Raw genomic sequence first — 26,782 nt, forward strand, 5'->3', positions numbered from 1 at the left:
TATAATCCAAACTTTAATGTGAGATGTACGATGAACAAAAAACTATTATCGGTAAGCATTATTAGCGCGTTCACACTCGCTTTTGCAACAGGCTGTACAACACAAGAAAAAACAGCACCCGTAGTCAGTGTCGCTGAACAAGCTACGCCTGCTGTTAGCGAAATTGACCGTAGTTACCTATTGAGCAGTGACCGCTTAACAGAGGTAGATGGCGACACTTTAGCCGTTGCTTCGGAAGAGCAAGTGGCTGCGCTTAAAGCACAATTTGAAAACCTAAAAGATGGCGACGAAGTGGTTATCCCTGCCGGTAAATACGCGAACTTAGGTCAAGTGACGATCACGGCGAATGACATCACTATCAAGGCTGAGCAAGCAGGCTCTGCGTGGATCACTGGTTTGATTCAGTTTGAACTGAAAGGCGATGACATCACGCTTGATGGCTTGGTATTTACTGAGGGCGGTCCTAACGAACGCTTTGGTGCAGTACGTATGATGGGTAATGGCAACACGCTGCAAAACTCAACATTCTACTACTTCAACCATGATTACACGTACGAGCCAGACGAGCGTCGTTCTGAGTATCCAAAGTACCTATGGGTTTCTCTATGGGGTAAAGATGGCAAAGTCATCAACAACCGTTTCGAAGGTAAGCAAAAACGCGGCACTTTGATCGGTGTACAAAAAGATGACACAGCCGACAACCACCTGATCGCAAATAATATCTTCATGGATCAAAAGCCTAACCAATTCAATGAATTCGATATCAAAGAAGCGATTCGTTACAACGGCAACAGCTGGGAAGCGATCCGTATTGGTGATTCTAAAGCTTCACAGTGGGATTCAAGTTCTAAGTTCGTGAACAACCTGATGATCGATATGGATGGTGAGCGTGAGCTTATCTCGATTAAGTCGGGCGACAACAAGATCTCAGGTAATACTATTTTCCAAAGCAACGCGCTTATTTCACTGCGTCACGGAAAAGGCAACACGGTTGAGAACAACATGATTCTTGGCAATGGAAAGCGCCTAACCGGCGGCGTCCGTATCTACGATGAAGATCATGTGATTCGTAACAACTACATTGCAAACACTCGAGGCCGCGATGGCTTGATTGAAGGCAACGCTGACCTACGTGGCGGCATTGTTATTAACACAGGCATCATCGACGTAGCGAATGGTGAGCAGCTAGATCAATCGGTGAAAGGCAAAGAGCTTAACAAGCAGTGGACACCGAAAAACATCACCATTGAGAACAACTCTCTAGTCGATACTGAGTGGGGCATTGTTTACGGCAACCAAAGCCACCGTGTAAGTTTGTTTGACAACGCAGAAGTGGAAGGCATTTATGCGGGCGTTGATGTGGCGTTTAAACACAACGTGGTTGATAACTCGCAGTCACCTGAGTTTGTAAGTGTACGTGCAACGCAAGACTTCCCATTAGTTGGCGCAACTTACACAGACGAAACTTACGTGGGTCAAGTGACGGATTCTGAACTGATCGAAGGCTACTCGGTTGAGCTACCAAAAGTTGTTGTAGAAAACGGCATGAACGCTTATCAAGGTGAAGGCGCAGACGTGTCTAAACTTGCGGTCGTGACGGCTGAAACAGCGGGTCCAGACTACGTGCTTGAGAATACGACTAAGTAATTTATTAGTTAATGGCTAATGGCTAATGGTTTAAGCTATCAAATCAATTCACGATAGCAGTCCTGACCATAACACTTAAAAGCCTCAACGGATAATGTCTGTTGAGGCTTTCTCGATCTTAGGTCGTGACCATTTCAATCTTACGTCGAGACTACTGTGATTTATACTTATGCAGTAGATCCCAAGGGATATGACATAAGTGGTGATCTTCAGGGAAGTGACTTAAGTGATGCTGGTGGATGTCGTCGCTGGCAACATAATTGGTCAACGGCAACACCTCAACAGCGATACGGTCGGCATCATCTCTTGAAGAAATATAGTGCTTAGCTTCGGTTAAGTGTTCTGCATTAGTGCTGTAAACGCCTGTGCGGTATTTCTCTCCGACATCGACACCTTGTTTATTCACGCTGTAAGGGTCGATAATCTCAAACAATTGTTCCATCAGAATCGTTACTGACGTGATGCTTGGATCAAACTCTATTTGTACGCACTCTGCGTAGCCATCGTAATCATTTTGTGTGCTGTCGCTTTGAGCCGTCTTGTTTTCTGTTGGCTGGGCGCTTCCATTGGCACGGCCTGCTTCTGTGCTGATAACACCAGGAACGTACTTAATAAATTCTTGTACACCCCACAAGCAACCGCCAGCTAAATAAATTTGTTTCATACTTCTCTTTGAGCTCTCTGTGTTTGTTGATGTTCGTTAGGTACCTGAATTAATACGATGATACCCGCACGTATAAAAAAGCGTCTATAAAAATGAGCGCGCAAATAAAAACAAGCGTTTAGGCATTGTAAACCTGTGCGACTGAACAAACATAAGTTTAATATGATTTGTGATTATATAAGTCAGTATTGCTTTGTCATCAACTCGAATCTCAACATCAAGTGAGCGTTACTCTAAACATGTTTGATCAAATAAAAGACTTCATTAATCCGAGCAAGAACCCAGACTTGACTCAGGCTCATGAATATCAGCGCAAGCATCTTCCTACATTGTGGCTGTTGGGCAAAACGGGGGCGGGCAAGTCATCGTTTATTCAAGCGGTCACGGGCGACTCTTCTGTAGAAGTGGGCAATGGTTTTGCGCCTTGTACCATGACGGCGATGTCGTATGAGTTTCCGCAAGACAAACCCGTGATGAGGTTTCTTGATACCAGAGGACTCAGCGAAGCGAATTACGATGCGAAAGAGGATTTGGAAGAGATTGGTCAGGCAGGTAATGCGTTAGTCGTTGTAATGAAAGCCGACGAACCTGAACAATCCGCTGTGCTTACGGCTCTAAAACAGATTAAGAAACAGAAGAAGATTAAAAACTTGTTGCTGCTTCATACGGCGGTGTTGTCTTCCAGTGAACCAGATCGAGCAAGGCAAATTCAGTTCAACAGCAACCAAGTAGAGAAGGCTTGGGGTAAAGAGTTTGAATCGGTAGCGGTCGATTTCGAAACGGATGACAACGCTATGTCTAACAGCGAAGCGGTTTACAACTATGACATCTTGTTAGAAAAGCTGAGCAGTATTCTTCCGGTGATAGGAATGATGGTGCAAGACAAAGAACATTCCACGCAAGAAGAAGCCAACTTTGATCAAGTAGAAAACGAAGTGCTTTGGTTTGCAGGAAGTGCCGCAGCGAGTGACCTGATTCCGGGTGTTGGTTTGGTGTCGGTACCTGCGATTCAAGCCAAAATGCTTCACAGCTTGGCCAATCAATATGGGGTCGAATGGAATAAGAGAGTCTTTAGTGAGTTGATAGGCACTCTGGGAAGCAGCTTTGCTTTGCAATACGGAATGAAGCTGGGCACTCGACAGTTGATAAAGCTGATTCCAGTTTATGGTCAAACGGTAGGTGCGGTGGCTGCAGCGGCAATGAGTTTCGGCACCTCTTATGGTTTAGGTCGCGCGGCTTGTTTTTACTTCTATCATAAGAACAAAGGTGAAGAAGTGTCTGAACAAGAGATGCAGAAGATCTACAAAGAATCTCTGAAAAAAGGAAAGGCGGCGTCGGGTTATGAAGAAAATTAGAAACCTATTTCGATTACTGGCGGTGCTATCGAGCGGACGCTGGGGCATTGCCCTGATTTCGGCGATCTTCCCAAGCATTATCATGATGGGTTTTGGTGTCTTCTTGGCGATCAAATACGGTTATCTACTCGAAATGTCGATTGCCATTGCCGTGAGTACCTTGGTGTTCACCATTCCTTTATTCATTTCTAGCCGTTCTTCAAGCCGCTCTTCAAATAAAGAGTCTTTCTCGAATAAAGAGAGTGGCGGCCTTGGCGAGGATACTGCTGAAGCTGAATCACAGCATAAAAAAGCTGATATCAACGATGCATTGGTTAAGGCTTCGGCTGATTGGTCTCAAAAAGAGCTGTCGATCTGGAATGATTCAAAACACCATGTACGCCAACAATTAATGGTCGACATAGAGTGGGGTAAACTAGACCAAACCGGTTTAGAGGTACTTGAATTTGTTGCGAAAAAGTTTGATAAGAAATCACTCGATTTTTCGATTCCTGAAGGGCTAAAGCTGTTCGAAGAGGTCAGCCGACGCTACAAATTGGTAGTGCGAGAGCATATCCCCGGCATTGAGTATCTCAAGGTTTCTTACATCAAAGCGGGCTACGAAGCCTACGATAAATACGGTGAGCTAGGACAGAAGATCGTTAAGGCCGCTATTTGGGGGAATCACCTCAAAAACCTCTATTTAAACCCGCTAAAAGTTGTTTCTGATTTAGGTAGAGAGCAAGCGACATCTTCAATGACAAGAGGTGTGGTTGATGACATGCAATACGCCGCCAAACAAGCCTTATTAGATGAAGTCGCGGCGGTCGCGATTGACCTCTATAGCGGACGTTTCAGCATTGAAGATGAAGCACTTAAAGTGTCTGATGTTTCTGAACTCGACGAACAACGCTTTGCTCCAGAGCTAGAGCCTGTGCGAATCGTGCTGGTGGGACAAACCAGTTCGGGTAAATCTTCACTTATCAATGCACTCAAGCAAGAGTTGGTTGCAGAAGTGGATGTGCTGCCATCAACCGACACTTCAACGGTGTATAACGCGTTTGTCGACGACAATGATGTTCGAGTTGTTGATCTTCAAGGGCTTGATGGCAACTCTAAAACCGAAGCCTTAATGCTGAAAGAGATGACCCAAGCCGATGTAGTGCTATGGGTATTGAAAGCCAATCAGTCTGCGCGTGATTTGGATAAGCAATTGAAAGATAGATTTGATGCTTTCTATGACGATCCGAAGAACATCTCACGCAAGAAACCGATTGTGGTGTCGGTTGTGAATCAGGTAGACAGATTAAAGCCTGTAGACGATTGGCAGCCACCGTATGACTTAGAGAATCCAACATCGACCAAAGCGAAGATCATTGCTCAAGCGCTCGAATACAATCATATATTGCTGCAAACCGATATCGTGTTACCGCTGGCGATTGCGCCAGAAAAGGTACAGTTTGGTTTAGATACTTTAAGGCAGACGTTGATCGAGCGTATCGCTGACGCAAATAACGTTCAGAGAAATCGCCAACGTTTAGAAGCCATGAAAAGAGGGACGTCGGTTAAAGGCCAACTGAATAAAGCGGTCAAGGCGGGTAAGAAGGTTGCCCCCAGTGCATTGAAAGCAGCGACGCCAAAACTGGCTGAAATGGCCATCAAGCAAGTCGTGAAGAAGAAGTAAGTTATTCACTGCGAATACGGTTCTGGTGAGGTTTGAGCCTCATCAGAGCTTATCTTTTTAGCTCAGTAGATTCCTAGAAGATAGCTTTTTAGAAAACAGCCATCTTCGCCCCTTATTCGAGGAAGCATTGAGTTTAAAAGAGATTTGATATTATTAAGTAACTCGCTGAACTAGTTTAATAGTATATAAACGGCTGTGATTCACAGTTTATATAACATGCTATCATATTTAATTATCATTCTAAATGTTGATCACATTTATACTTTTCTAAGCTGTATTTATAAAACAATTACACTATATTTAAATTTCGGATCATCTTGATTTCAACGTAGGGATATATTGTGAACATGTATCTGAAATGGCAATCAACAACTTGGCTAACCTTGTTAGCTTGGTATACCTTAGATCACCAACTCTCGTTCCACCTTTCTTCAGAGTAGTACCCTCTAGGCGTCACGCGCCAGCAAAGCAGCGAGCTTTGTTTACCTATCAGCAGCTTTGATAACCTTTGAACGTATGAATGTCGCACTTATTATTCCGTGTAGGGTATTCGTTTTTTGTCGTTCTCGCTAATTATCTTAGCCTCTGTTTAGGTTTGATTAATAAGTCATTATTTAATTTTTTATTTTCACTGTTAATTTTCTGTGTATCTTTATACGGAACTATTAATTTAATAGTGAGGACTCGTGACATCTAAAGAAAATACATTTCGACCTGATCGGAATGTATTGAAAGGTATTATTATGGAAAACTTCAAACATCTACCAGAACCGTTTCGTATTCGTGTTGTAGAGCCAGTAAAAAGAACAACTCGCGCCTATCGTGAACAAGCCATTGTCGACGCGGGCATGAACCCATTTTTGCTCGACAGTGATGATGTGTTTATCGACTTACTGACAGACAGCGGAACAGGATCTATCACTCAGCGTATGCAAGCCGCGATGTTAATGGGTGATGAAGCTTACAGTGGTAGCCGCAGTTACTACGCATTGTCGAATGCGGTTAAGGATATCTTCGGTTACGAGTTGACGATTCCAACACACCAAGGACGCGGTGCAGAGCAGATCTACATTCCGGTTCTTATTAAGAAGCGTGAAATGGAGAAAGGGCTCGATCGCAGCAAAATGGTCGCCTTGTCGAACTACTTCTTCGATACAACACAAGGCCACACCCAAGTGAATTGCTGTGTGGCGAAGAACGTTTATACCAAAGAAGCGTTCGATACCTCAGTGAACGCGGATTTCAAAGGCAACTTCGATGTGGTGAAGCTGGAAGAAGCGATCTTAGAAGCGGGCGCAGCCAATGTTCCCTACATTGTGAGCACCATTACTTGTAACTCTGCTGGTGGACAGCCAGTGTCTATCGCCAATCTAAAAGCCGTGTATGAAATCGCTCAGAAGTACGATATTCCTGTGATCATGGACTCGGCACGCTACGCAGAAAATGCCTACTTCATTCAACAACGTGAAGCGGGTTATCAGGATTGGACAATCGAACAGATCACGCGTGAGTCTTACAAATACGCGGATGGTTTAGCTATGTCTGCCAAGAAAGATGCCATGGTACAAATGGGCGGCTTGTTGTGCTTTAAAGACGACTCTTTCATGGATGTGTACACAGAGTGTCGAACCTTGTGTGTGGTGCAAGAGGGCTTCCCAACCTATGGTGGCTTAGAAGGTGGCGCGATGGAGCGTCTTGCGGTTGGCCTTTATGACGGCATGCGCCAAGATTGGTTAGAGTACCGTATTGGCCAGGTTCAATACCTTGTTGATGGCTTAGAAGCGATGGGCATCGTGTGCCAGCAAGCAGGCGGTCATGCAGCGTTTGTCGATGCGGGTAAACTGCTTCCTCATATTCCAGCAGGCCAATTCCCGGCGCATGCTTTGGCGTGTGAACTGTATAAAGTGGCAGGTATTAGAGCGGTTGAAATTGGTTCTTTACTGCAAGGTCGTGACCCTGCAACGGGCGAGCAACATCCATGTCCTGCAGAATTATTACGCTTAACCATTCCACGTGCCACTTATACGCAAACCCATATGGATTTCATTATTGAAGCGTTCGAAAAAGTGAAAGAGAACGCAAGCAAAGTGAAAGGGCTCGACTTTACCTATGAACCGCCAGTGTTAAGACACTTTACTGCGCGCTTGAAAGAGGTTGAAACCGTTGAAAAACAGACAGAAAAAAAGAATGAACAAACGCTCGAAGAAGCATTTTAAAATAAAAACATAAGCGAATAGTCACTAGAAACATAATCAAAGGCTCCCTCGGGAGCCTTTTCTTTTTTGGATGGTAGAGGAGTTAGGCAGTTAAGCCTTTAAGTAGTTAACCCGTTAAAAGCTGAACTACGCTTGTTTGTTTTTCAGGGTAGACTTCAACATTTGGAATAACCACTGATTCAAAGGTGCGTCTTTTTGCGAGCGGCGGCAGCTCATCACATAGCTCACATCTATGGTTCATGTTCGATTGTTAAAGTTACTCCAACAAAAACACAGATACCAAACGAACAAAGAATTAGAAATACAACGAGGTGATGTATGAACAAGTTAATCGCACTTGGATTGATGGCTTTATCTATGAACACGGCTTTCGCGGCTGACGGTACTTATGCGAGTACTCTCGATATGACGAGAAGCGAAGGTAATCAAGTAAAGGCTGAGCGTGTTGAATCTGAGCCAGTGCTTGAAGGAAGAAATGACGCCGCTAATGGCGGAATAAAATTCCACAAGAGCGTCGATCAAGACCAAACGATCCAGCTTACAGGTCGTCGTGATTAACGTTAAAACGTGCTTACCATTGTCATGAGAAATGCTGCGCCCTTGGGTGCAGCATTTTTGTGTTGGGATTTGGGTTATTTTATAAAATCCAGCGTTCTAGCCTTGGCATGTTGTGTAACGTGTGGCATTTTGTTCTCCTCTAACTTAAGAACGCGACTCGGTGTTGGTTAAGCATGACAAACGAGCAAGCGAACGATTCGAAAAGGGATAGGAATGACTCGAAAAGAAACGGGAATGATTCGTCACATTTTATTGATTAAGTTTAAAGAAAACGCTGAGGCTTCAGAGGTTCAAAAACTAAAGATGTTGTTCGAAGCGATGCCAAACAAAGTTGAAGGGGTCACTTCAGTCGAGTGGGGGCTAAATGACAGCCCTGAAAACAAGAATCAAGGTTATACCCACTCAGTGTTAATGACATTCGCCGATGAACAAGGCCGTCAGAATTACCTTCCGCACCCAGAGCATGATGCGCTGAAAGATGTGTTTCGTCCGTTGCTAGACGACATTATCGTGTTTGATTACTCCCTGTAATTAGGTTCTGAGTAGGCCTCTTGTGTTTTACTTAGCTTCAATAATGAAGGGTTAGGGCCTAGCAATTAAGCCCTAACTCAATAAGAAACGACTTACTCTGTTGGCGAAATAGTGACTGGTGCAAACGATGCGACAGCATTCCCGCCTGCGCCCCAGCGGTAGCGAGGCCAGAAGATAACTGTCTGATTGGGGTAGTACGTCTGTTTGTCGTAGTCCAGATAAGGCATCTCAACGAGGTCTATCTGTGGTTCTAAACGACCTTTATGTCATCTACTGTTTACGCTCATTTTTATTCCGTTAACCTGCCAATAGGCAGTAAAGTTAACGCAAAGCGTGAATAAGAATGGCATTACTTTTAAATAATGCCGTTGTGCCACGGTTAAGCTCTAGTCAATTTGATAGCCACTTCTGATTCCAGTTCACTTAATGGTCGAGGTTTACTGAAGTAATAACCTTGCAGCAGATCTATCCCCAGTCCGTTTAGGCGTTGGTTATGATCAGCAGTTTCCACCCCTTCAGCTACAACACGATAGCCCAAGCTTTTACCCATCATGATCATAGTGTTGACGAAGTCTAAGTTGGTCTGCCCTTGAGTTATGTCAGAGATAAATGAACGGTCGATCTTTACTTCACTTAGTGGAAGTTGCTTTAGTAGAGATAGAGAAGAGAATCCCGTGCCAAAATCGTCAAGAGAGATAGAAATTCCTACATCGTGTAGTTCTTTAAGTGAGTTTATGCATAACTCGTAATCGACAATTGCTGCTGACTCGGTTATCTCAATACAGAATAACGTCAAAGGAAGCTGGTATTGGCGAATAGTTCGAATGATTTCTTGAGCGAAGTGAGGCTGTATCAGCTGTTTTGCACTGATATTAATGGAAATATGGCTCATGGTTTGTAGCCATTCAGATCCTTCAACATCCTTACAAACTCGATGAATGATACATTCACCAAGCTTGCTGATTAGGCCAGCTGATTCAGCAACCTCGATAAACTGGTCAGGAGGGACATCCCCCAATGTTGGAGATCCCCATCTTGCTAGTGCTTCAACAGCAGTAATCTTTTCATCTTGCCCACAATATTGAGGTTGGTAGTGCACCTTTATTTCTTGTTGAGCGATGGCACGACTGAGTTGGTGCTCTATTTCGATTATGTTTTCCGTCTCTTTTGCCATTGACCTTTGAAAGTTGAGATAGCTTTGTCCTCCCAGCTTTTTAGCTTGATACATGGCAATGTCGGCCTGCTTAATTAATTCTTCGGCACTTACGCCATCATAAGGATACATAGCGATGCCTAGGCTTCCTTGGCTGATAATCTCAATATCATCAACGATCAATGGGTTTTGAACGGCATTTAAAATCTGCGTGGCGAGTGCGTTGATGTCTGCTTCGGAACTGACATTACACAAAAACAAGAATTCGTCACCTCCCAAACGTGCGACAAGGTGTTCACTTGATAGCACGTTCTGAATATGTTTGGTCACGTGGCAAAGAAGTGCATCACCGACGTGATGACCAAAAGAGTCGTTGATAATCTTAAAACGGTTAAGATCCATCAACATGACCGCGCGTTTTTGGTTAGGTCGATTCACAATGTGTTGCGCGATGCTTTCCATTATTTTCCGGCGATTAGCGATGCCAGTAAGCGCATCATAATACGCCATGTGTTGAATCTTTTCCGCATCTTCTCGCTCTTGAGTTACATCCGTCATTGAGCCAATGAAGCGCACAGCCTGCCCTTCTGCATTATGAACCGCTGAGCCATTGGCATGAACCCAGATATATCCGCGATGTTGCGTCTTCATCCTGAATTCACATTTGAACGGTACTTCTTCGTTTAAGTGGTTATGAATGGCGGACTCGAGAAGTTCTAAGTCTTCTGAGTGTATATATTGGAACAGATGGTCACATCCTAACTTACGATCAGAAAAGGTATCTTGACAGCCAATCATTTTGGTTAACCGACTGTTCCAGACAAGAGTATTGGTTAGTAAGTCCCAATCCCAGATACCATCGTTTGAGCTGTTAGATACTACTTTGAGCTGTTGCAACAACTGTTGGGAGTTCTTCTGACGATTGTTACTTGTATTGATAAGCTCGTCGCGCTCGATGAACAGTGCGAGCATATCTAAATAATTGTTGAATACCGATTGTGTACCGATATCTTGGTGATCTTGCAATGAATCAACAACAGCGACGAGCTTCCAGTGATCTTCTTGCCCTGAGTTGATAGGAAGAATGGAAGCAACGAAATGATCATAGCGTTCGAAAAATGGGAAATTGCGAATATCGTCTTGAATATCTGTTTGTTGCGGTAGGGTAGTTGGCTGAGTCATGCCTTTTTCTACCCATTTCCTAATAGTGTATTGCTCCGAATTACACTCAGCGAGACAGGCCCAGTCAAGATTGTTTCCGTAAAGGCTTTGAGCATCTCTAATTGAGTCAAAACCTCCTTGTGCTTGTGAATAGAAATTTTCGAATATCTCAGCGGGAGAACGCCCTTGCACATTTAAGAGGATTTGGCGAGTTGAGTTGATATCTTCTTTATGTTCGAGATCTGGGTTTGTGTTACCGCAAGACTGATGAACGATGAGCTTTTGCGGGACACTATTATTGGCATTATTAAAAGGCTTCCCAGAAATACGTTCCAACACGCGGTGAAATACTTGCGTCGCTAGAAGCTCAAGCTGTTGGTCTACTGTTGTTAACTTGGGATTGAATTGTTGACCGACGAAAATATTATCAATGCCTACGATGGCGACATCGTCAGGTACCGAGATATTGCTGTGAGACAGTTGCTCCATCATACCTACAGCATTGTGGTCAGTTGCGCAGATAACCGCAGTGCATTTGGATTTACGCTGTATAAATTCTATTGCGGCTTCTCGTCCCCCAGATAGAGAACAATTCGACACGCGGAAGAAATGGCGTTGGTTGAATGAGCCTTTATGATCAATCACCGTGCGTTGATACGCTTTGAAGCGAGACCTGATATCATTAACAGTGAGATCGCCACAAAAGCCGATTTCTTCGTGTCCTTGACTTTGTAACCATTCATAGAGCTTAGTGACACCATCGCTTTGCACACTATAATACTGCTCAACGGGCAGCGGCGCATAGCTTGCTCCAATAGAAATGACTGGAATGTTTGCGTTTATAGCTTCTTCGATCAACTTTACTGTCGCTGCATGGAGAACGACCACAAGGGCATCGAGATGATTAAAATATATAGGAAGTTTAAAATCTCTTCGCTCACCCGAGCGGATGAAGATCAGATTGACTTTATGGTTTTTCGCAAGCCTTCTAAGGGTTGCATTTAGCTCGCCCATGTAGAAGCCACTGAGCATAGGCAGCACAATGCCAACGGTAGGACGTTTTTTAGATGTAACAATAGTCATGTTATTAGCCGGTCGAAAGTTGTGTTGTGTAGAACTGTTTTCGGGGGAGAATAGGTATCTTTTTATTATTTCTTCCATGCTCTACTAAGCGAGCTTGAAAATAAACTTACGGCAAAAGGAAATGCAAAACCACGCACAATCCGAGTAAGTCTAACTCATATATTTGAGAGGTTACTCAGAAGCGGTCCTCAATTTATGGACATGACTTAAGCGACTGATCTGTTCTGACAGTACCTAGAATAACCGGAACGGATTATGACTAGAAACGCAGAAACCACTCTCCTGAATTTAATTGCAACAATAAATGACATACAAACGTAGAGGTAGCGCACAAAATCGAAAAAGGGGATATCGCGATTACGTAATCATTGATCTAGCCGATAGTGAGATAGTGATAAGAGGTCGATAATTCGTTGTCGGACTAAATTAGAACTTTAAATCTAATTTCTAAGTAGTTGTTATCTCAGGAAGAGTTTTTGTGCTATGCGCCCCTATATTAAATACATTATCCCTATTTTAATTCCTTTCATTATCCTCGTAATGCCGCTATCAGCGTTCCCATTTGAAGGCCTTACGATTATTCAACAACGTGTTATCGCGATCTTTTTATTAGCGGCATTGTGCTGGGTGTTCGAGCCTATCCCGATCTACGCGACGTCTGTTGTTATTATCGTTCTGCAATTGTTGATGTTGTCGGATAAAGGGCTGATCTTTTTAAGGTTTGAGCATGGGCAGGAACATTTTGGTGAGTTGTTAAAATACAGCGATATCATGGCGACATTCGCCAGCCCAATCATCATGCTGTTTTTGGGCGGTTTTTTCTTAGCGATGGCCGCCACTAAGTATCGATTAGACGTAAACTTAGCTCGCGTGTTGTTGAAGCCATTTGGACAAGACCCAAAGTTTGTGATGCTCGGCTTAATGTTGATCACTGGTATCTTTTCGATGTTTATGTCTAACACGGCAACAACGGCAATGATGCTCTCTATTTTAACGCCGGTACTGGCTGTGTTTGGTCCGAAAGACCCCGGTCGTGTAGCGTTTGCGCTTTGTATCCCGGTTGCCGCTAACATCGGTGGCATTGGTACTCCGATCGGTACCCCCCCGAACGCTATCGCACTTAAATATTTAGTTGGCGATAACCTCATTACGTTCGGTGAATGGATGGCATTTGGTGTGCCGTTTGTTGTGATTATGATGGCGTTAGCGTGGTTTTTAATAGGCTTTATGTACAAAGCTGACCAAAAGAAAATCGAGCTAAGCATCAAAGGTAAATTCCTTAAAACGCCTAAAGCCATTGCGGTGTACGTCACTTTTGCGCTGACCATCATTCTTTGGTTAATGGGTTCAAGCCATGGCATGAACTCTTACACCGTCGCTCTGATTCCTGTCGCTGTGTTCTCACTCACAGGGATCATCAATAAAGAAGACCTGAAGAAAATTTCTTGGGACGTATTGTGGCTTGTATCAGGTGGTATTGCGCTTGGTTTAGCGCTCGATAAAACTGGCTTAGCAAAGCTCGTGGTACACAGTATTCCGTTTGATAGCTACTCACCCTATGTGGTGTTGTTCGGAGCGGCGTTCTTGTGTTTGGTAATGGCAAACTTTATGTCTCATACCGCAACGGCTAACTTGTTAATGCCAATTATGGCGGCATTAGGTTCGTCTATGGCTTCACTCACGCCACTAGGCGGTGAGCTAACGTTAATTTTGGTTGTGACTTTTGCCGCTTCATTAGGTATGTCGCTGCCAATCAGTACGCCACCGAATGCGTTGGCTCATGCCACTGGTCATGTGCAAAGTAATCAAATGGCCAGAATCGGTATTATTTTGGGTGTGGTTGGTGTGCTACTGAGTTTTGTTATGGTGTGGGTGCTACGTTCAATTGGTCACATAGGATAACGATACGTGTATCAACAAAAGCTAGAAGCACTGATCGAGCGCTATTTTAACCAAACAGAACGTCGGGTGACGTGCTGTGCCGGTAACACCATTATTGAACAATCAGCGTTAAACACTCGTTTATATTATGTGTTTAGTGGAGAACTGGAAGGGTTTTATACCGATGCGAATACACCGCAAGTGCGAGTATTTAGCGCGGGTAGTGGGGCTTTTATAGGCGTTCATAGCTTCTTTTCAGGTAATTGGACAGCATCTTCAACGGTTGTTGCTAAAACCGATGTTGAGTTAGCGTGGATCGATAAAGACACGCCTGCAGAAGATGAACGTAAATTTGGTCCTCTTACCGCACAGTTCACACCTGTAATTGTCAATGAGTTGTCGCGTCGTCAACGCCGCGCAACACAAGAAGCGATAGCGAAACAAAAAGCGCTAGAGAAGTTACATACTGCTGAGCAAATGACGACCTTGGGTCAATTGGCTGCAGGGATTGCTCATGAGCTTAACAACGCTATTGGTGTCGTAAATAGTAAATCTGGTCGACTTGAAACGGTCATCATGGATCTGCTTGAAGAAGTGCATCCAGAAGCCAGTCAATTTTTCGATTTTGGGTTAATGCATGGTCAGAAAACGTCGTCGTCAGAAGCACGAACACGTGGGCGACAATTTGAAAGAAAATATGGTTTAGACAAAAACATTGCTCGCTCTCTTGCAAAGGCGATTCCAATTGATGCTTTATCTGCAACAGACGTTATTTCAAAGCATTGGCTGAAAAAACCAGAAGAAGCGATTCGTTTTTGGCAGATGGGCTGTGATTTACATGATTTGCGTTTGGCATCTAGACACACCGTCGGCATCGTAAAATCGGTTAAACAACTTGGCAGAGTTGATATCGACACCGAAGAAGCGGTTGATATTAACGACTCCATTAACCATGCCTTATCGTTGCTACAAAGTGAGTTACGTAGAGTGTCTGTGCGATTGAGCCCTGCGGATTTACCGTCTTTTAAAGGCTCGAAAACAGAGCTCGTTCAGATTTGGGTCAACATTATAAAGAATGCTTGTGATGCAATGTCGAATTCAGACGATGCCGCAATAGAGATTCAAACCAGATTAAGTAAGAAAAGAATATTAGTTACGATTACGAATAACGGCCCTGAGATAGACGAGGGGACTCGTAGAAAGATATTTCAGCCCAACTTCACCACTAAAAAAGGTGGTTTATCGTTTGGATTGGGCTTGGGTTTATCAGTAGTTAAGCGGATTGTGGCAGGTTATGGCGGAAGTATTATTGTGAAAAGTGATGCTTCTAAAACGGTATTTAGAATCAAGTTACCAATAGAGGGTGAACATGGAGAAGCTTAATTTAATCTGTGTCGATGACCAGAGAGAAGTACTGAGCGCAGTGATACAAGATTTAGAGCCGCTGGCGAGTTGGCTGAATATTGAAGATTGTGAATCAGCGCAAGAAGTGCTTGATCTCATTGATGAACTTGACGCAGAAGGCGAACACATTACCGTCATCGTGTCTGATCATGTGATGCCAGGGAAAACGGGGGTGGAGTTACTCACTGAAGTGTTCCATGACAGTCGCTTTCCGAATACCAAGAAAATTCTTCTTACGGGGCAGGCCACTCATACTGATACCATCAATGCGATTAATGCAGCAGGCATCGACCGTTACTTTGAAAAGCCTTGGCAAGCAAGCACATTGGTTGAGTGCATTCGTACTCTTGTCACTGAGTACATATTTGATCAAGGGCTTGATTACACGGACTATCAGAATGAGCTCGACCAGCAGGTTGTGTTCAGACGCTTGCGTTAGCCTCTTATGTTAGCGACTTACATTATTCACTAGTGTAAGTCGCTTGAAATTCTATGCACCGAAGGACGCTTTCTGAAGGGTTTTTCTTTGAAAGATGTAATCTTTCGCTGCTTATTTTACCTACCTCTTTTAGTCGTTCAGGTTTTGGTACTCAGTTATTAACACACTGGTTGCTGGCTTTAGTCTAAAACTCATACGCTACGCCAACGCCAACGCCAACGGATGCATTGTGTTTTCTTCAGGAACGATTCCCTGAACATACAGCAGAGCTAAAATGTGTCGCAGAGTTCCCGTGTCGTTTGTTAGAAAAGTAAGTCGAAATTATTCAAAAGTGATTCCTAACGCGTGGGACGTGGAGTTCTAAGCCAAATCGGTACTTACAACGTAAAGGACTAGGCTTTTCACGGCTTACTGCGTAATAATGCATTCGCCCACAAGTGGGGGTTTATAGTCAGTAGGATTTTAAAATGAGTGAGATTGCTCGCTTTATATCTGGTGAAGCGCCGGACAAATTTGGTCGAAATATAGAACAGTTATTGGCTTACAATCATTTTTGGTTGGAGCATGACCATAAGTACATTCAAGTGTTCTTCCCAATAGATGAGGGGACTAAGTTTAATCAACATGCCCCGTTGGTTACTCAAGAAGATAAGGTGCTTTTTGCTAATTCAGAAGCGCTCCGCACAGCTCATCTACAAGTGCTTGACCTGATGCTTGAGTTTTGGGGTATGCAGCGAAACGGGAGTGAAATATCTTCATCGTTACCACTTAGCCCGGCTAATCACGTATGGTTAAAGAATCATGACCATAACCAGCTAAGGTTAACGCGAGCCATTCGCAGTTTGTACTTGTTGGGTAATGAAGAGGTTGCGGCTCGGTTATGTGACTTTTTAGTATCAGCGGCGACCGAGACAGGGTTGGTGTCGGATAAAACCGTTCAGTATTGGCGCAATGCCTTGGAAGGTTAGGGTTTTTCTGTGCAGAGCTTCCGGCACTGCTCATAATTGATTCTCAATGCGCGGTATTTTGTACGATGCCGCTTTCTCTATATTCAACATTTGAATGCAATTTGTGGAATATATCAAAGTTAATTAAACTGATGGTAAGTTATTACTTTTCATTATGTTAGGGTTCTTTTCTTAAGGTCAGCGGATTAGGAAGAGGCTAATGAAAAAGGGATTTGTGATAGCGATATCAATCGGCTTTGTTGTCTTCTTCCTTGTTGGTCGTGAGCTTCAGTGGTTCGGGTCCAGTAATTCCGAGTCGTTTCCTAAACTTCCTGATAGTCCCCAATTTGTTCCTTCTATCGATTTCGGCGGTGAGTGGCTAGGCCGCCGTATTAACACCACTGGCAATAATATGTGTGAACGCACAACCATCACCGGAACTATTCGTGAGGGTAAGGCTACTCTAAGGCTTACCTACAATGGAACACCGTTAGAGGGTTGGGTGACGGAAAACGGCGACTTACGTTTATATGCTAAACATCGCCAATGGGATTATCGTTTTTCCGCACGTGGCAGTGGCAGTAGATTTGACGGCCGATGGCACTTAACCAATGGGCCGTGCCAAGGAAGTTGGTTTCTAGAAAAGGTCGATGGCAAGTAGGGTTGTTACTACAAGACGCCGTTTAAAATTAACCAGCACAAGGTTCTTTTAGGAGAGATAAGTGATCAGATTAATCGCCGTGTTCATTGTGGCTTTCGGGCTAGGTGCATATGCGAGCTTACATGTTTTGACAGACTATGTTGTGAGCATTGAAGACAGTCATAAAGCTGCGGTGCGGCAAGGTTTTGAAACCTATAAATATGCAAATACAAAAGACCTTGCCCCATTAATTAAAACATCGAACTTGTTAGCTCGTTATAGTGCTTGTGAATTAGAGGGAGATGAAGGCGATGCGATTGCATTAGCCCTGTCTATTAACGCTATTTCCTTTGGGATGTTATCGAAGCAAGCGTCTGACCTCGATCAAGACACCTTTAGGACTGGTTTGATGATGTACGGAAAACTCAAAGACAACGAAAAAGCGTCTGGTCAGTTAACTGAAATACTTACTGCGTACTGTAAAGATAGTCTTCGCTATCTATACGACTGTGAAAAACTTTCTAATTTGTTAGGCGAAGAATGGGATACACAATGGAAGGAAGTGAAACCAGTATGTACCTAAAAATGATTCAACATATACGGCATTTTGCTATGCCGTATTCAGATGTGATTTGAAAACAAAGGACACAATATGGAAGTAAGGTTGGTCAAAGGTTCAGAGCCTAAGTTCGCTGAATCGATCACCAAAACGAATATGGCGAGTTACTATCAAGCTCGTGGAATCGCTTGGGGTCATAGCCAGTTTTTACGCAGCTGGGATGAGCTGGATAACTATGAAATTTATGTGGGGGATCGCCGTATTGGTGTTGTTCGCTTCAGTTACGCTAGTGGTACAACGTTTCTTAGGGACTTGCAGATATTAGCTGACTGTCAAGGTCAAGGTTTTGGCTCTAAGTGTCTCGATTTGGCTATTGAACATGCGAACAATCAAGCATCGGCTCAGTTAGTGTTGCGCGTGTTCAGTGAGAACCCCGCCATTAAGCTTTATCAATCAAAAGGTTTTACTCAGTTGTCTGAAGTGAAAGGGCTCGTTGAAATGGAGCTGCCTTTAGGGTCATCATTGAGAGAGTGTCATGGATAACCGTATCCAACTAAATTTTGTTAAATACTTATTTTCAGAGTTGCTGTTTATTGTTATTGCACTAGGTCTTGTCTATTGGATATCAGACGGTGATCGTTCATCGCTGCTAACCATAGGGCTGATAATTTGTGTTCCTCCATTAATAAAAATTCTAATGTTGTGGTGGAAGCTTCGCGATAGCTCGTTTGAAATCACGAACGGTCATGTACGTTTAAATGGCGTTGCTTGTGATGTGACTTTACAGCGTAGCTTTCTTCCGTTTGAAATTGGCTCATTCATCAAGCTTTCATACACGAAAGGTGCAATGCAGAAACACAATATTTACCTTTCTAAAGGCGCAATGAGCAAAGAAGAATGGAGCCGTATGTTAGCGTGTCGAACTAGGTCGCCATAAAGAAGCGACATCGCTGTTACTTGAGCTTTTAGTTTCCACGACGAATAGCGATGCGATTAAAGAGTACCAACGAGCGATCTCTTTATATGCTCAAGACCTAGATAAAACCTGGTAAGCAGCGCGTAAAGCTCATTAACTCACATAACAAAAAGCCTAAGCATCAATATGATACTTAGGCTTAAAGGCATAGTTTTTGTTCTTTAGGAAAGCGTTACGCTGAAAGCTCTTTACGAACGATCTCTGCGCCAGCACTGAGCGCATTAAGCTTCGCTGAGGCTATCTCGCGAGGTAGGGGAGCCATGCCGCAGTTGGTGCAAGGGTAGAGCTTGTCGGCATCAACGTACTTAAGTGTTTCACGTAGAGTGCTAGCCACTTCTTCCGGTGTTTCAATCGAATCGGTTGCAACATCAATCGCACCGACCATTACTTTCTTGCCTCGTACGAGCTCAAGCAGCTCAAGAGGTACATGAGAGTTGTGACACTCTAAAGAGATAATGTCGATATTCGATTGCTGCAGCTTAGGGAAGACTTCTTCGTATTGGCGCCACTCGGTGCCTAATGTCTTTTTCCAATCCGTATTCGCTTTAATGCCGTAGCCATAACAAATATGGACTGCTGTTTCGCACTTAAGCCCTTCAATGGCTCTTTCCAAACAAGCGATGCCCCAATTGTTCACTTCATCAAAAAACACGTTAAACGCAGGTTCATCGAACTGAATAATATCCACGCCTGCCGCTTCAAGTTCTTTGGCTTCTTCGTTGAGGATCTTTGCAAATTCCCACGCCAGTTTTTCACGGCTTTGGTAATGCGCATCGTAAAGTGTATCAATCATGGTCATAGGCCCCGGCAGAGCCCATTTGATCGGTTGGTCGGTTTGCTGACGTAAGAACTTCGCATCTTCAACAAACACAGATTTCTGACGAGAAACTAGGCCTACAACCGTCGGTACACTCGCATCGTAACGGTCGCGGATTTTAACGGTTTCACGCTTTTCAAAATCAACGCCATTCAGGTGTTCAATGAAGGTCGTTACAAAGTGTTGACGTGTTTGTTCGCCGTCACTCACAATATCAATGCCTGCTTGCTGTTGCTCGTGCAGAGAGACACGCAGCGCATCTTGTTTGCCGTCTGTGAGTTCATCGCCTTGAAGTTTCCATGGCGACCAAAGCGTCTCTGGTTGTGCAAGCCAAGACGGTTTCGGCAAGCTGCCCGCTGTTGAAGTCGGTAATAGTGTTTTCATAATAATATTGCCTATCCTTGGGTGGTTTGAGAGCGCAATAGACGATTAAAGTGCGTAATTTGCCGACCAGTTCTCTAGAACTGATTGGTATGGCTTAATGAACTTCTCTTCTGCGAATTTACCTTGTTCAACAGCTAGCTGGCTTCGTTCTTCACGGTCGTACACGATTTGAGTCAGCGAGTGATCCAAGTTTTTCAAGTTTGGTTGGTAACAGTTACCCGCAACCGCGTTCGCGTTGTAAATCTCAGGTCGGTAGATTTTCTGGAACGTACCCATGGTACTGATGGTGCTGATAAGCTCTAGGTTAGAGTAATCGTTCAGCAGATCACCAAAGAAATAGAAGGCCAAAGGTGCAACACTGTTAGGCGGCATGAAATAACGAACCTGTAAGCCCATCTTTTTGAAATATTGTTCAGTTAAAGAAGACTCATTCGGTTGGTATTCAAAACCTAATACTGGGTGTTGGTTTTCAGTGCGGTAATAGGTTTTATTATCTGACACGCTTAAGCAAATAACAGGTCGTTTATTAAAGTTCTTTTTGTAAGCGTCAGAGTTAACGAAATATTTAAAAAGCTTACCGTGTAAGTCACCAAAATCTTCTGGAATGCTGAATTTATCTTGGCCTTTATTATGATCCAATAGACGTACGCTAAAGTCATAATCTCGAACATAAGAAGAGAAGTTATTTCCGATAATGCCTTCAATACGCTCGTTAGTTTTACGGTCTACAATATTGGTTTTCAGCACTTCAATTGAAGGGAATGCTTCGCCGTTGCTTTCAATATCCATATCAACAGAAATGATTTCAAGCTCAACAGAGTAACGGTCGCCCTTAGGATTGTCCCAGTGTGCTAACGCGTTGAAACTGTTATCGATCATTTGTAGCGCATTACGCAAGTTCGCTTGGCGGCTGTCACCGCGAGCCAGGTTAGCAAAGTTAGTTGTGATACGCGTGCTGTCTGCAGGCTGGTAGTTTTCGTCGAGGCTAATGCTCTTAATCGTAAAGTTAAATTCATTATTCATGTTGATCTGGTATCCCAATTCGTTGTCTGATTCTCTCGGTCTTTAATATTTAAATGCTTTATTTTTGCGTATGACCGGATTAAGAATCGAAGGCTATGCTGTCTGAAATTAATGCTTAGTAGAATTAATGTCGTATAAGTTTATTTGCTTAAGGTTTTTATACGTGGATAGGTTGACTATTAACAATGGTATTACTTCACATTCATCATGAGGAATATTCATGATCTATATGTTTGAATATTCAAGTCGGTGTCAGTTATATTAATTAGCTTGATGGAAATATAGCCATATTAATAGTGTGTCATTTAAGATAATTAATTTAATTAAGAGATGGATGAAATGAGTGAATTGCTGTTGTTGATTTTCTACTGTGCGTTACTAGGCAGTGGTGTTGGTTTTCTTGCCGGGCTTTTGGGCATTGGTGGAGGGCTGATCATTGTTCCTGTGTTAAGCAGCATTTTACTGTATTTAGAAGTTCTACCGTCTGACCAAGTTGTTGTCGCTGCGATTGCGACCTCACTGGCCTCGATTCTATTTACTTCAACGTCTTCTGCGCTCGCTCACCACAAGAACGGCAACGTGCCTTGGCACCTTGGATCATGTTGGGTGTTGCTCTAGGTGCTTTGGTTAGTGGTTTTATGGCGGCGTTATTACCTGAAAAGGTTGTTCGTATCGTGTTTGCTGTGAGCGTGGTTCTTATCGCAATTAAGATGTTCTTAAGCAGTAAAAGTGACGCGCCTAAAGAGCGAAAGCTACCGAATAAAGGTGTATTAACGGTTCTGACAACCATTACTGGCGGTTTGTCGGCAATGATCGGGATTGGTGGCGGTGCGTTACTCGTTCCTTTGCTCACGTTCTTTTCGGTCGATATGAAAAAGGCGATTGGCTGTGCGTCTGCGTGTGGCATTGTTATCGCGCTATTCGGCTCTATCGGTTACATAACCTCGGGCAGTAGCCACTTTGCTCTAACTGATGGCTTTGCAGGCTTTGTTTATCTGCCTGCGCTGTTGGGTATTGTGTGCACGTCTTGGTTTACGGCTCCGTTAGGCGCAAAAGCCACCAACCATTTACCGGTTCCAACGATTAAGAAAATCTTCTCAGTACTGCTGGTGGTTATCGCAGCAAGCATGGTTGCTCGTTAATAAAAGATCGTTCAAGTGTGAATATACAGAACAAAAACGAATAAATTGATCAACCACCAATAATTAGAAAAGGGCAGTTTCATAACTGCTCTTTTTTTGTTGTGCGCCGAGCATGGCGTTGATCTAGGAGGTGAAAGTCCTCTACGGGCTCAGTCGAGCGAGAACCGTTAGCCTATGCAAGGGTGTTCACCGTGAGGTGAAATCTGAAGGAAGCAAATGGCAAAACTTGGTTGTGACGAACAGAAATCTGATAGTAGGTCATTACAACTTGGGCAACCTAGCAATAGATAGAATAGCCCGATGCCTCGACGGGAAGTGTGTAGTGATAAATCAGGCACGGCCAAGGGAAAGAGCAACGTCTTACCTCGGGAGATCTTATTACTTGTCTCGATAGAGACTAATACAGCAGCGATGCGGTATGACGAGCAATAAGAAGTCAGCAGAAGGCATAGTACCTTAAGGAAGTACAACTTAAGGGAAGGCCCGAACTGAATATATCAAGAAGCAGTCACTAGACACTCAATCATGTGGGGTCATAGCAAGATGAAAACCATCTCTACGTCCCAATGGGCGATACAGCAAGTAAAGCTCATGGTGATGAAGAATGACAAGCATGATTGGCGTAAACAGGAGGACGAGTCTTGGTGATCTCGACGTCGTTGATGGAGCAAATCTGCTCTTCAACCAACTTGAATCAAGCTCTACGAAGAGTGAAGAAGAACAAAGGATGTGCAGGTGTCGACAAACTCGACATAGATGCGACTATCTCAACACTTCGACAGGCTTCAAATGGGCAAGCGCTTCGCCAGAGTCTTCTGGAAGGAAGCTACCAACCTCAACCGGTACTTGGTGTAGAAATCCCTAAACCTAGTGGTGGCGTAAGGCAACTAGGTATCCCAACCGTGCTTGATAGAGTTGTCCAACAGGCAATGACCTCAGTACTGTCAGATATCTATGACCCCAAGTTCTCCAATAGCAGTTACGGATTTAGACCAAACCGCAGTGCGCACCATGCATTAACGGCAGCCAGTCATTACATCCGAGAAGGTCGAGGTTATGTTGTAGATATCGACCTAGCGAAATACTTCGACACAGTGAATCACGATAGACTGATGTACAGACTGTCACAGGACATCAGTGATAAACGAGTGTTGAAGCTCATCAGGTCATATCTACAGGCAGGCATAATGCGAAACGGGATGGTTGAACAGAGACAAAGAGGGACACCACAGGGTGGACCATTATCCCCGTTGCTATCCAATATCGTATTAGATGAACTGGATAAAGAGTTAGAGCGCAGAGGGCATAAGTTCTGTCGATATGCAGACGACTGCCAAATCTACGTTCATAGTGAAGAAGCCGCTTATCGAGTTAAAGAGTCGATAACGGAGTTCTTGGAGCAAAAGCTGAAGCTCACGGTAAATCGAGAGAAAAGTGGTGCGACAAGAGTGACAGAGCGGACTTACTTAAGCCACCGCTTCGGGATAGATGGAACAATCCATCTATCGAAGGCAGCACAAACTCAAATGAAGAAGCGAGTGCGGCAGATAACGAAGCGAAACCGAGGGCGAGAGTTGCAAGCAGTCATAGCGGAATTAACTCAATACCTAAGAGGTTGGCAACACTACTTCAAACTCGCCATACGGAAAAGCAGCTTGCAGCGCTTAGACGAATGGATACGGCGACGGCTACGATGTTACCGCTTAAAACAACGCAAACGCAGATACGGCATAGCGACATGGTTACAACAACAAGGTGTAACGGAGCGCAATGCGTGGAAGGTAGCGATGTCAGATAAAGGGTGGTGGCACTTGGCCTTAACGCCGCAGTTAAATCACGCCATGCCAATAAAATGGTTCGAGGAGTTGGGCCTGTACTCATTGCGAGATGGGTATGAGTCACTGAAAATATATTCGGAACCGCCGTATGCGACCCACGCTTGTACGGTGGTGTGAGAGGACGGAGGCCGTGAGGCCTCCTCCTACTCGATTATCGGTCTATGCTTATACAGCTATGTACATGAGTATATTGATAAAACCGTTTAGTTATGAACAGTTCACCGCTATAGCTAAATGTATTTTGTTTGATTCAACGGAATGCTATCAATGAGTGATTTATGGATCCTTTAACGCAGGGCGTGTTAGGCGCTTCTTTGTCACAATCGGCCAGCAAAAAACAACATTTGGTTGTTGCTGGGGTATTAGGGCTGCTCTCCGGGTTAGCACCAGATTTGGATGCACTGATTAAGTCTCAAAGTGACCCTTTGTTGGCTTTGGAATTTCATCGACAATTTACCCATTCACTCTTCTTTATTCCCATTGGCAGTTTGATCTGCGCTTTGGTTCTGCATCACCTGATTGCAAAAAAACGTGGGCTTTCTTTCAAACAAAGTTGGCTGTTTTGTGCTCTGGGCTATGGTACTCATGCACTGTTAGACGCTTGTACCACCTATGGCACGCAGTTACTTTGGCCTTTCACCAACGCGCGTTTTTCTTGGAATACCATATCAATCATCGATCCTGTTTATACGCTTCCCATTCTAGTGTTGCTTGTGTTTGCGACGTTAAAACGAGCGCCTTGGCTAGCGCGTGTTGCGTTTACTTGGGCGCTAATTTATCCAACATTAGGGATGATTCAGCGAGACAGGGCAGAGGCGATTGGGTGGCAATTAGCGCAAGAAAGGCAACACACACCGATTCGATTAGAGGCAAAACCAAGCTTTGCGAATATCTTGGTTTGGAAAGTGGTGTACGAAACAGAGGCTCATTACCATGTAGACGCAGTGCGGGTTGGCACATCGGTAAACGTATATCCCGGAGAGTCGATTACGAAACTGAATGTTGGCAGGGATTTGCCTTGGCTTGACCCGGACTCTCAACAAGCCAAAGACATTGAACGTTTCCGCTGGTTTTCAAATGGTTATATCGCTCAGGACCCAACAGACGAGCTGCGTATTATCGATGTCCGATATTCAATTGTACCAAATCAAATGAAAGCACTATGGAGCATCAAGCTATCAAAAGCAGTTGATGCAAACGCGCATGTAAAATACGAAACTCATAGAGACAACACGCCAGAATCGAGACAGACCTTTTTCGATATGCTCACTGGTGATAAATGAGCTAGTTTTAAACTGATCTGCACCGTCAATACTGGATGCTACGTTAAGCGACTTTCCATACGTTTAGTTATCTCTGAATTGTTAATTTAGGGGAAGCTATAGCTCATTTATGCCCCATTCCGTATATGGAATCCACGTATTTACAAAGTGATTTTGGCAATAAAAGTTAAGATGCGGTCGTATATTCGGCTTCTTATTGAAGGAGCTACCCTCTAGCCTTTGATGTTTTGCGCACCTACTGTCCTTATCGCGCTAGCAGCTTTTTACAGCATGACAGAATGGCCAGGTTCTCAGTAGGTTGGTCTTACCTTTTATGCATCATCATTTTGTAAAATTTAAAAATTTGGTAGTGATTAATGAGTGAGTAATACTGGTTTATATTCAGTCTCATACCGAAGCATTGCCCACGCAGTACGTACCACTTTGTTAGCCAGTGCAATGCGGGCCTTCTTGAAGCCGATACGATCTATGATGCTCCTCAACCAAGCGTCCTTCTGAGTCTTCGGTTTTTCGGGTAGTCGCCCAACGTATGACATTGCGCCAAGATAAAGAAGCGAGCGTAGCTCCTTCACACCACCGCATTTATCGATCCCAATCATAAAAACTTTGCCTCCTGAACTGTGCTGTTTAGGTGTAAGACCAACAAATGCTGAAGCTTGTCTTCCATTCTTGAACTGCTTTCCATCACCAAGAGTTGTATAGAGCATCGCAGCAGTTGTTTCACCAACCCCTTCAATGCCCATTAATCGTTGGCACGGCTCTATCTGACGGGTTAAAGCATTTTTCTCTTTTTCGAATGCGATGAGTTTTGCTTTAAGTTCTTTATATTGCTCCCAAAGCATCGACAGAACGGATACGACATTGGAGGGTATTGGTGTATCGCCATCAAGCACGGTTTGAACCGACGCTTTTAAGCCTTTTTCACCTCTAGGGTTTGCTATCCCGTAGCCCAAAATTGTCCCTCTAATGTGAAGAGCTAGGGAAACAACACTACGAGATAAGAATCTACGGCTAGTTTCTAAAGAATGCATAGCTTGTTGTTCCAATGACTTTGGACGACTGTACTTGATACCAATTTGTATAGCGGCGTTAGCGATGGCGAGAGCATCATTATGATCCGTTTTATGACCTTCTAGGTATCCTTTCACCTTCTTAGGGTTAATGATTCGGACTTCATGCCCAAGTTTTTCTGCTAATTGCCCCCAGTAATGGCAACCGCAACAACCTTCCATGGCGACAATCGAAGGCTTAGCCTTTGCCAAGAACTCTTTCATCTTCTGGCGACTCAGAGGTTTATTGGACATTAGCTCACCATGAATGCTGATATGGCAGGCTTGAAGAACATTTTTTGCTAAGTCGATAGCGATAACATTTTTAGTCAACATATTGGAACCCTCGGTTTTTTCTCACACTCCTAA

Annotated in this window: 21 protein-coding genes and 3 pseudogenes; 17 read left to right on the forward strand and 7 right to left on the reverse strand. The window is 43.9% G+C overall.

The window, feature by feature from the left end:
- Nucleotides 1-30 precede the first annotated feature (30 nt).
- On the forward strand, nucleotides 31-1,647 hold the full coding sequence (locus AB4482_RS18165) for a polysaccharide lyase 6 family protein (protein ID WP_372181380.1): 1,617 nt from the start codon (nucleotides 31-33) through the stop codon (nucleotides 1,645-1,647).
- Between the two features lie 151 nt (nucleotides 1,648-1,798).
- Here the strand turns inward: AB4482_RS18165 and AB4482_RS18170 are convergent, their stop codons facing one another.
- Complete coding sequence (locus AB4482_RS18170) at nucleotides 1,799-2,311, reverse strand: peptide-methionine (S)-S-oxide reductase (RefSeq protein ID WP_372158987.1); 513 nt, start codon at nucleotides 2,309-2,311, stop codon at nucleotides 1,799-1,801.
- Nucleotides 2,312-2,550: 239 nt separating this feature from the next.
- Here AB4482_RS18170 and AB4482_RS18175 point away from each other — a divergent pair, with 239 nt between their 5' ends.
- The 3 genes from AB4482_RS18175 (at nucleotide 2,551) to tnaA (ending at nucleotide 7,545) form a co-directional block, all read left to right on the forward strand.
- Entirely contained in the window at nucleotides 2,551-3,666 is a 1,116-nt protein-coding gene (locus tag AB4482_RS18175) for a YcjF family protein (protein WP_372158988.1), read from the forward strand.
- Nucleotides 3,653-5,329, forward strand: a complete 1,677-nt coding sequence (locus AB4482_RS18180; RefSeq protein WP_372158989.1) for a GTPase family protein — start codon at nucleotides 3,653-3,655, stop codon at nucleotides 5,327-5,329. The genes AB4482_RS18175 and AB4482_RS18180 overlap by 14 nt, the downstream gene beginning before the upstream one ends.
- A gap of 743 nt (nucleotides 5,330-6,072) precedes the next feature.
- Nucleotides 6,073-7,545 (forward strand): tryptophanase, encoded by a 1,473-nt coding sequence (gene tnaA / locus AB4482_RS18185; RefSeq protein ID WP_372158990.1) that lies wholly within the window; start codon nucleotides 6,073-6,075, stop codon nucleotides 7,543-7,545.
- Between the two features lie 126 nt (nucleotides 7,546-7,671).
- On the opposite strand, the pseudogene AB4482_RS18190 reads toward tnaA, so the two are convergent.
- Nucleotides 7,672-7,782: pseudogene (locus AB4482_RS18190) on the reverse strand (LysR family transcriptional regulator); the annotation flags it as partial.
- Between the two features lie 81 nt (nucleotides 7,783-7,863).
- Between AB4482_RS18190 and AB4482_RS18195 the strand changes: the two are divergent.
- Nucleotides 7,864-8,103, forward strand: coding sequence for a hypothetical protein (locus AB4482_RS18195; RefSeq protein WP_017101685.1), 240 nt, complete (start codon nucleotides 7,864-7,866; stop codon nucleotides 8,101-8,103).
- 213 nt (nucleotides 8,104-8,316) lie between these two features.
- The gene (locus AB4482_RS18200; RefSeq protein WP_372112135.1) at nucleotides 8,317-8,634 is read left to right on the forward strand and encodes a Dabb family protein; all 318 of its coding nucleotides are present in this window, start codon (nucleotides 8,317-8,319) and stop codon (nucleotides 8,632-8,634) included.
- Nucleotides 8,635-8,780: 146 nt separating this feature from the next.
- On the opposite strand, the pseudogene AB4482_RS18205 reads toward AB4482_RS18200, so the two are convergent.
- Nucleotides 8,781-8,891: pseudogene (locus AB4482_RS18205) on the reverse strand (DUF3103 family protein); the annotation flags it as partial.
- A 122-nt stretch (nucleotides 8,892-9,013) separates the two neighbouring features.
- On the reverse strand, nucleotides 9,014-12,031 hold the full coding sequence (locus AB4482_RS18210) for an EAL domain-containing protein (protein WP_372158992.1): 3,018 nt from the start codon (nucleotides 12,029-12,031) through the stop codon (nucleotides 9,014-9,016).
- Nucleotides 12,032-12,514: 483 nt separating this feature from the next.
- On the opposite strand from AB4482_RS18210, the gene AB4482_RS18215 reads away from it, so the two are divergent.
- The 8 genes from AB4482_RS18215 to AB4482_RS18250 all read left to right on the forward strand — a co-directional run bounded on the left by AB4482_RS18215 (nucleotide 12,515) and on the right by AB4482_RS18250 (nucleotide 18,838).
- Nucleotides 12,515-13,933, forward strand: a complete 1,419-nt coding sequence (locus AB4482_RS18215) for a DASS family sodium-coupled anion symporter (RefSeq protein ID WP_372181383.1) — start codon at nucleotides 12,515-12,517, stop codon at nucleotides 13,931-13,933.
- A 6-nt stretch (nucleotides 13,934-13,939) separates the two neighbouring features.
- Nucleotides 13,940-15,295, forward strand: coding sequence for an ATP-binding protein (locus tag AB4482_RS18220; RefSeq protein WP_372181385.1), 1,356 nt, complete (start codon nucleotides 13,940-13,942; stop codon nucleotides 15,293-15,295).
- Entirely contained in the window at nucleotides 15,282-15,755 is a 474-nt protein-coding gene (locus AB4482_RS18225) for a response regulator (protein WP_017063648.1), read from the forward strand. Before AB4482_RS18220 ends, AB4482_RS18225 begins: the two co-directional genes overlap by 14 nt.
- A 467-nt stretch (nucleotides 15,756-16,222) precedes the next feature.
- Complete coding sequence (locus AB4482_RS18230; RefSeq protein ID WP_017062405.1) at nucleotides 16,223-16,723, forward strand: opioid growth factor receptor-related protein; 501 nt, start codon at nucleotides 16,223-16,225, stop codon at nucleotides 16,721-16,723.
- Between the two features lie 199 nt (nucleotides 16,724-16,922).
- Nucleotides 16,923-17,363 carry a hypothetical protein gene (locus AB4482_RS18235; protein WP_372181387.1) on the forward strand — a complete coding sequence of 147 codons (441 nt, stop codon included), beginning with the start codon at nucleotides 16,923-16,925 and terminating at the stop codon, nucleotides 17,361-17,363.
- Between the two features lie 61 nt (nucleotides 17,364-17,424).
- Nucleotides 17,425-17,925 carry a hypothetical protein gene (locus tag AB4482_RS18240; RefSeq protein ID WP_017064207.1) on the forward strand — a complete coding sequence of 167 codons (501 nt, stop codon included), beginning with the start codon at nucleotides 17,425-17,427 and terminating at the stop codon, nucleotides 17,923-17,925.
- Nucleotides 17,926-17,994: 69 nt separating this feature from the next.
- Complete coding sequence (locus tag AB4482_RS18245) at nucleotides 17,995-18,444, forward strand: N-acetyltransferase (RefSeq protein ID WP_136973884.1); 450 nt, start codon at nucleotides 17,995-17,997, stop codon at nucleotides 18,442-18,444.
- Complete coding sequence (locus tag AB4482_RS18250) at nucleotides 18,437-18,838, forward strand: hypothetical protein (protein WP_017062409.1); 402 nt, start codon at nucleotides 18,437-18,439, stop codon at nucleotides 18,836-18,838. The genes AB4482_RS18245 and AB4482_RS18250 overlap by 8 nt, the downstream gene beginning before the upstream one ends.
- A gap of 211 nt (nucleotides 18,839-19,049) precedes the next feature.
- Here the strand turns inward: AB4482_RS18250 and AB4482_RS18255 are convergent, their stop codons facing one another.
- A complete protein-coding gene (locus AB4482_RS18255; protein WP_372181389.1) occupies nucleotides 19,050-20,078 on the reverse strand; it encodes a methionine synthase in 1,029 nt (342 codons plus the stop codon).
- Nucleotides 20,079-20,123: 45 nt separating this feature from the next.
- A complete protein-coding gene (locus tag AB4482_RS18260; RefSeq protein ID WP_372181391.1) occupies nucleotides 20,124-21,101 on the reverse strand; it encodes a DUF1852 domain-containing protein in 978 nt (325 codons plus the stop codon).
- A 339-nt stretch (nucleotides 21,102-21,440) separates the two neighbouring features.
- Here AB4482_RS18260 and AB4482_RS18265 point away from each other — a divergent pair.
- The 3 genes and pseudogenes from AB4482_RS18265 (at nucleotide 21,441) to AB4482_RS18275 (ending at nucleotide 25,364) form a co-directional block, all read left to right on the forward strand.
- Nucleotides 21,441-22,243: pseudogene (locus tag AB4482_RS18265) on the forward strand (sulfite exporter TauE/SafE family protein).
- A 662-nt stretch (nucleotides 22,244-22,905) separates the two neighbouring features.
- Nucleotides 22,906-24,198, forward strand: a complete 1,293-nt coding sequence (gene ltrA, locus AB4482_RS18270) for a group II intron reverse transcriptase/maturase (protein WP_170962452.1) — start codon at nucleotides 22,906-22,908, stop codon at nucleotides 24,196-24,198.
- A 161-nt stretch (nucleotides 24,199-24,359) separates the two neighbouring features.
- Nucleotides 24,360-25,364 (forward strand): metal-dependent hydrolase, encoded by a 1,005-nt coding sequence (locus AB4482_RS18275; RefSeq protein ID WP_372123180.1) that lies wholly within the window; start codon nucleotides 24,360-24,362, stop codon nucleotides 25,362-25,364.
- 353 nt (nucleotides 25,365-25,717) lie between these two features.
- Here AB4482_RS18275 and AB4482_RS18280 read toward each other — a convergent pair whose 3' ends face one another.
- Nucleotides 25,718-26,749 (reverse strand): IS110 family transposase, encoded by a 1,032-nt coding sequence (locus AB4482_RS18280; protein WP_372181393.1) that lies wholly within the window; start codon nucleotides 26,747-26,749, stop codon nucleotides 25,718-25,720.
- Between the last annotated feature and the right edge of the window lie 33 nt (nucleotides 26,750-26,782).

The sequence above is a fragment of the Vibrio sp. 10N.222.55.C7 genome (assembly GCF_041473335.1).
Classification (GTDB): Bacteria; Pseudomonadota; Gammaproteobacteria; order Enterobacterales; family Vibrionaceae; genus Vibrio; species Vibrio crassostreae_C.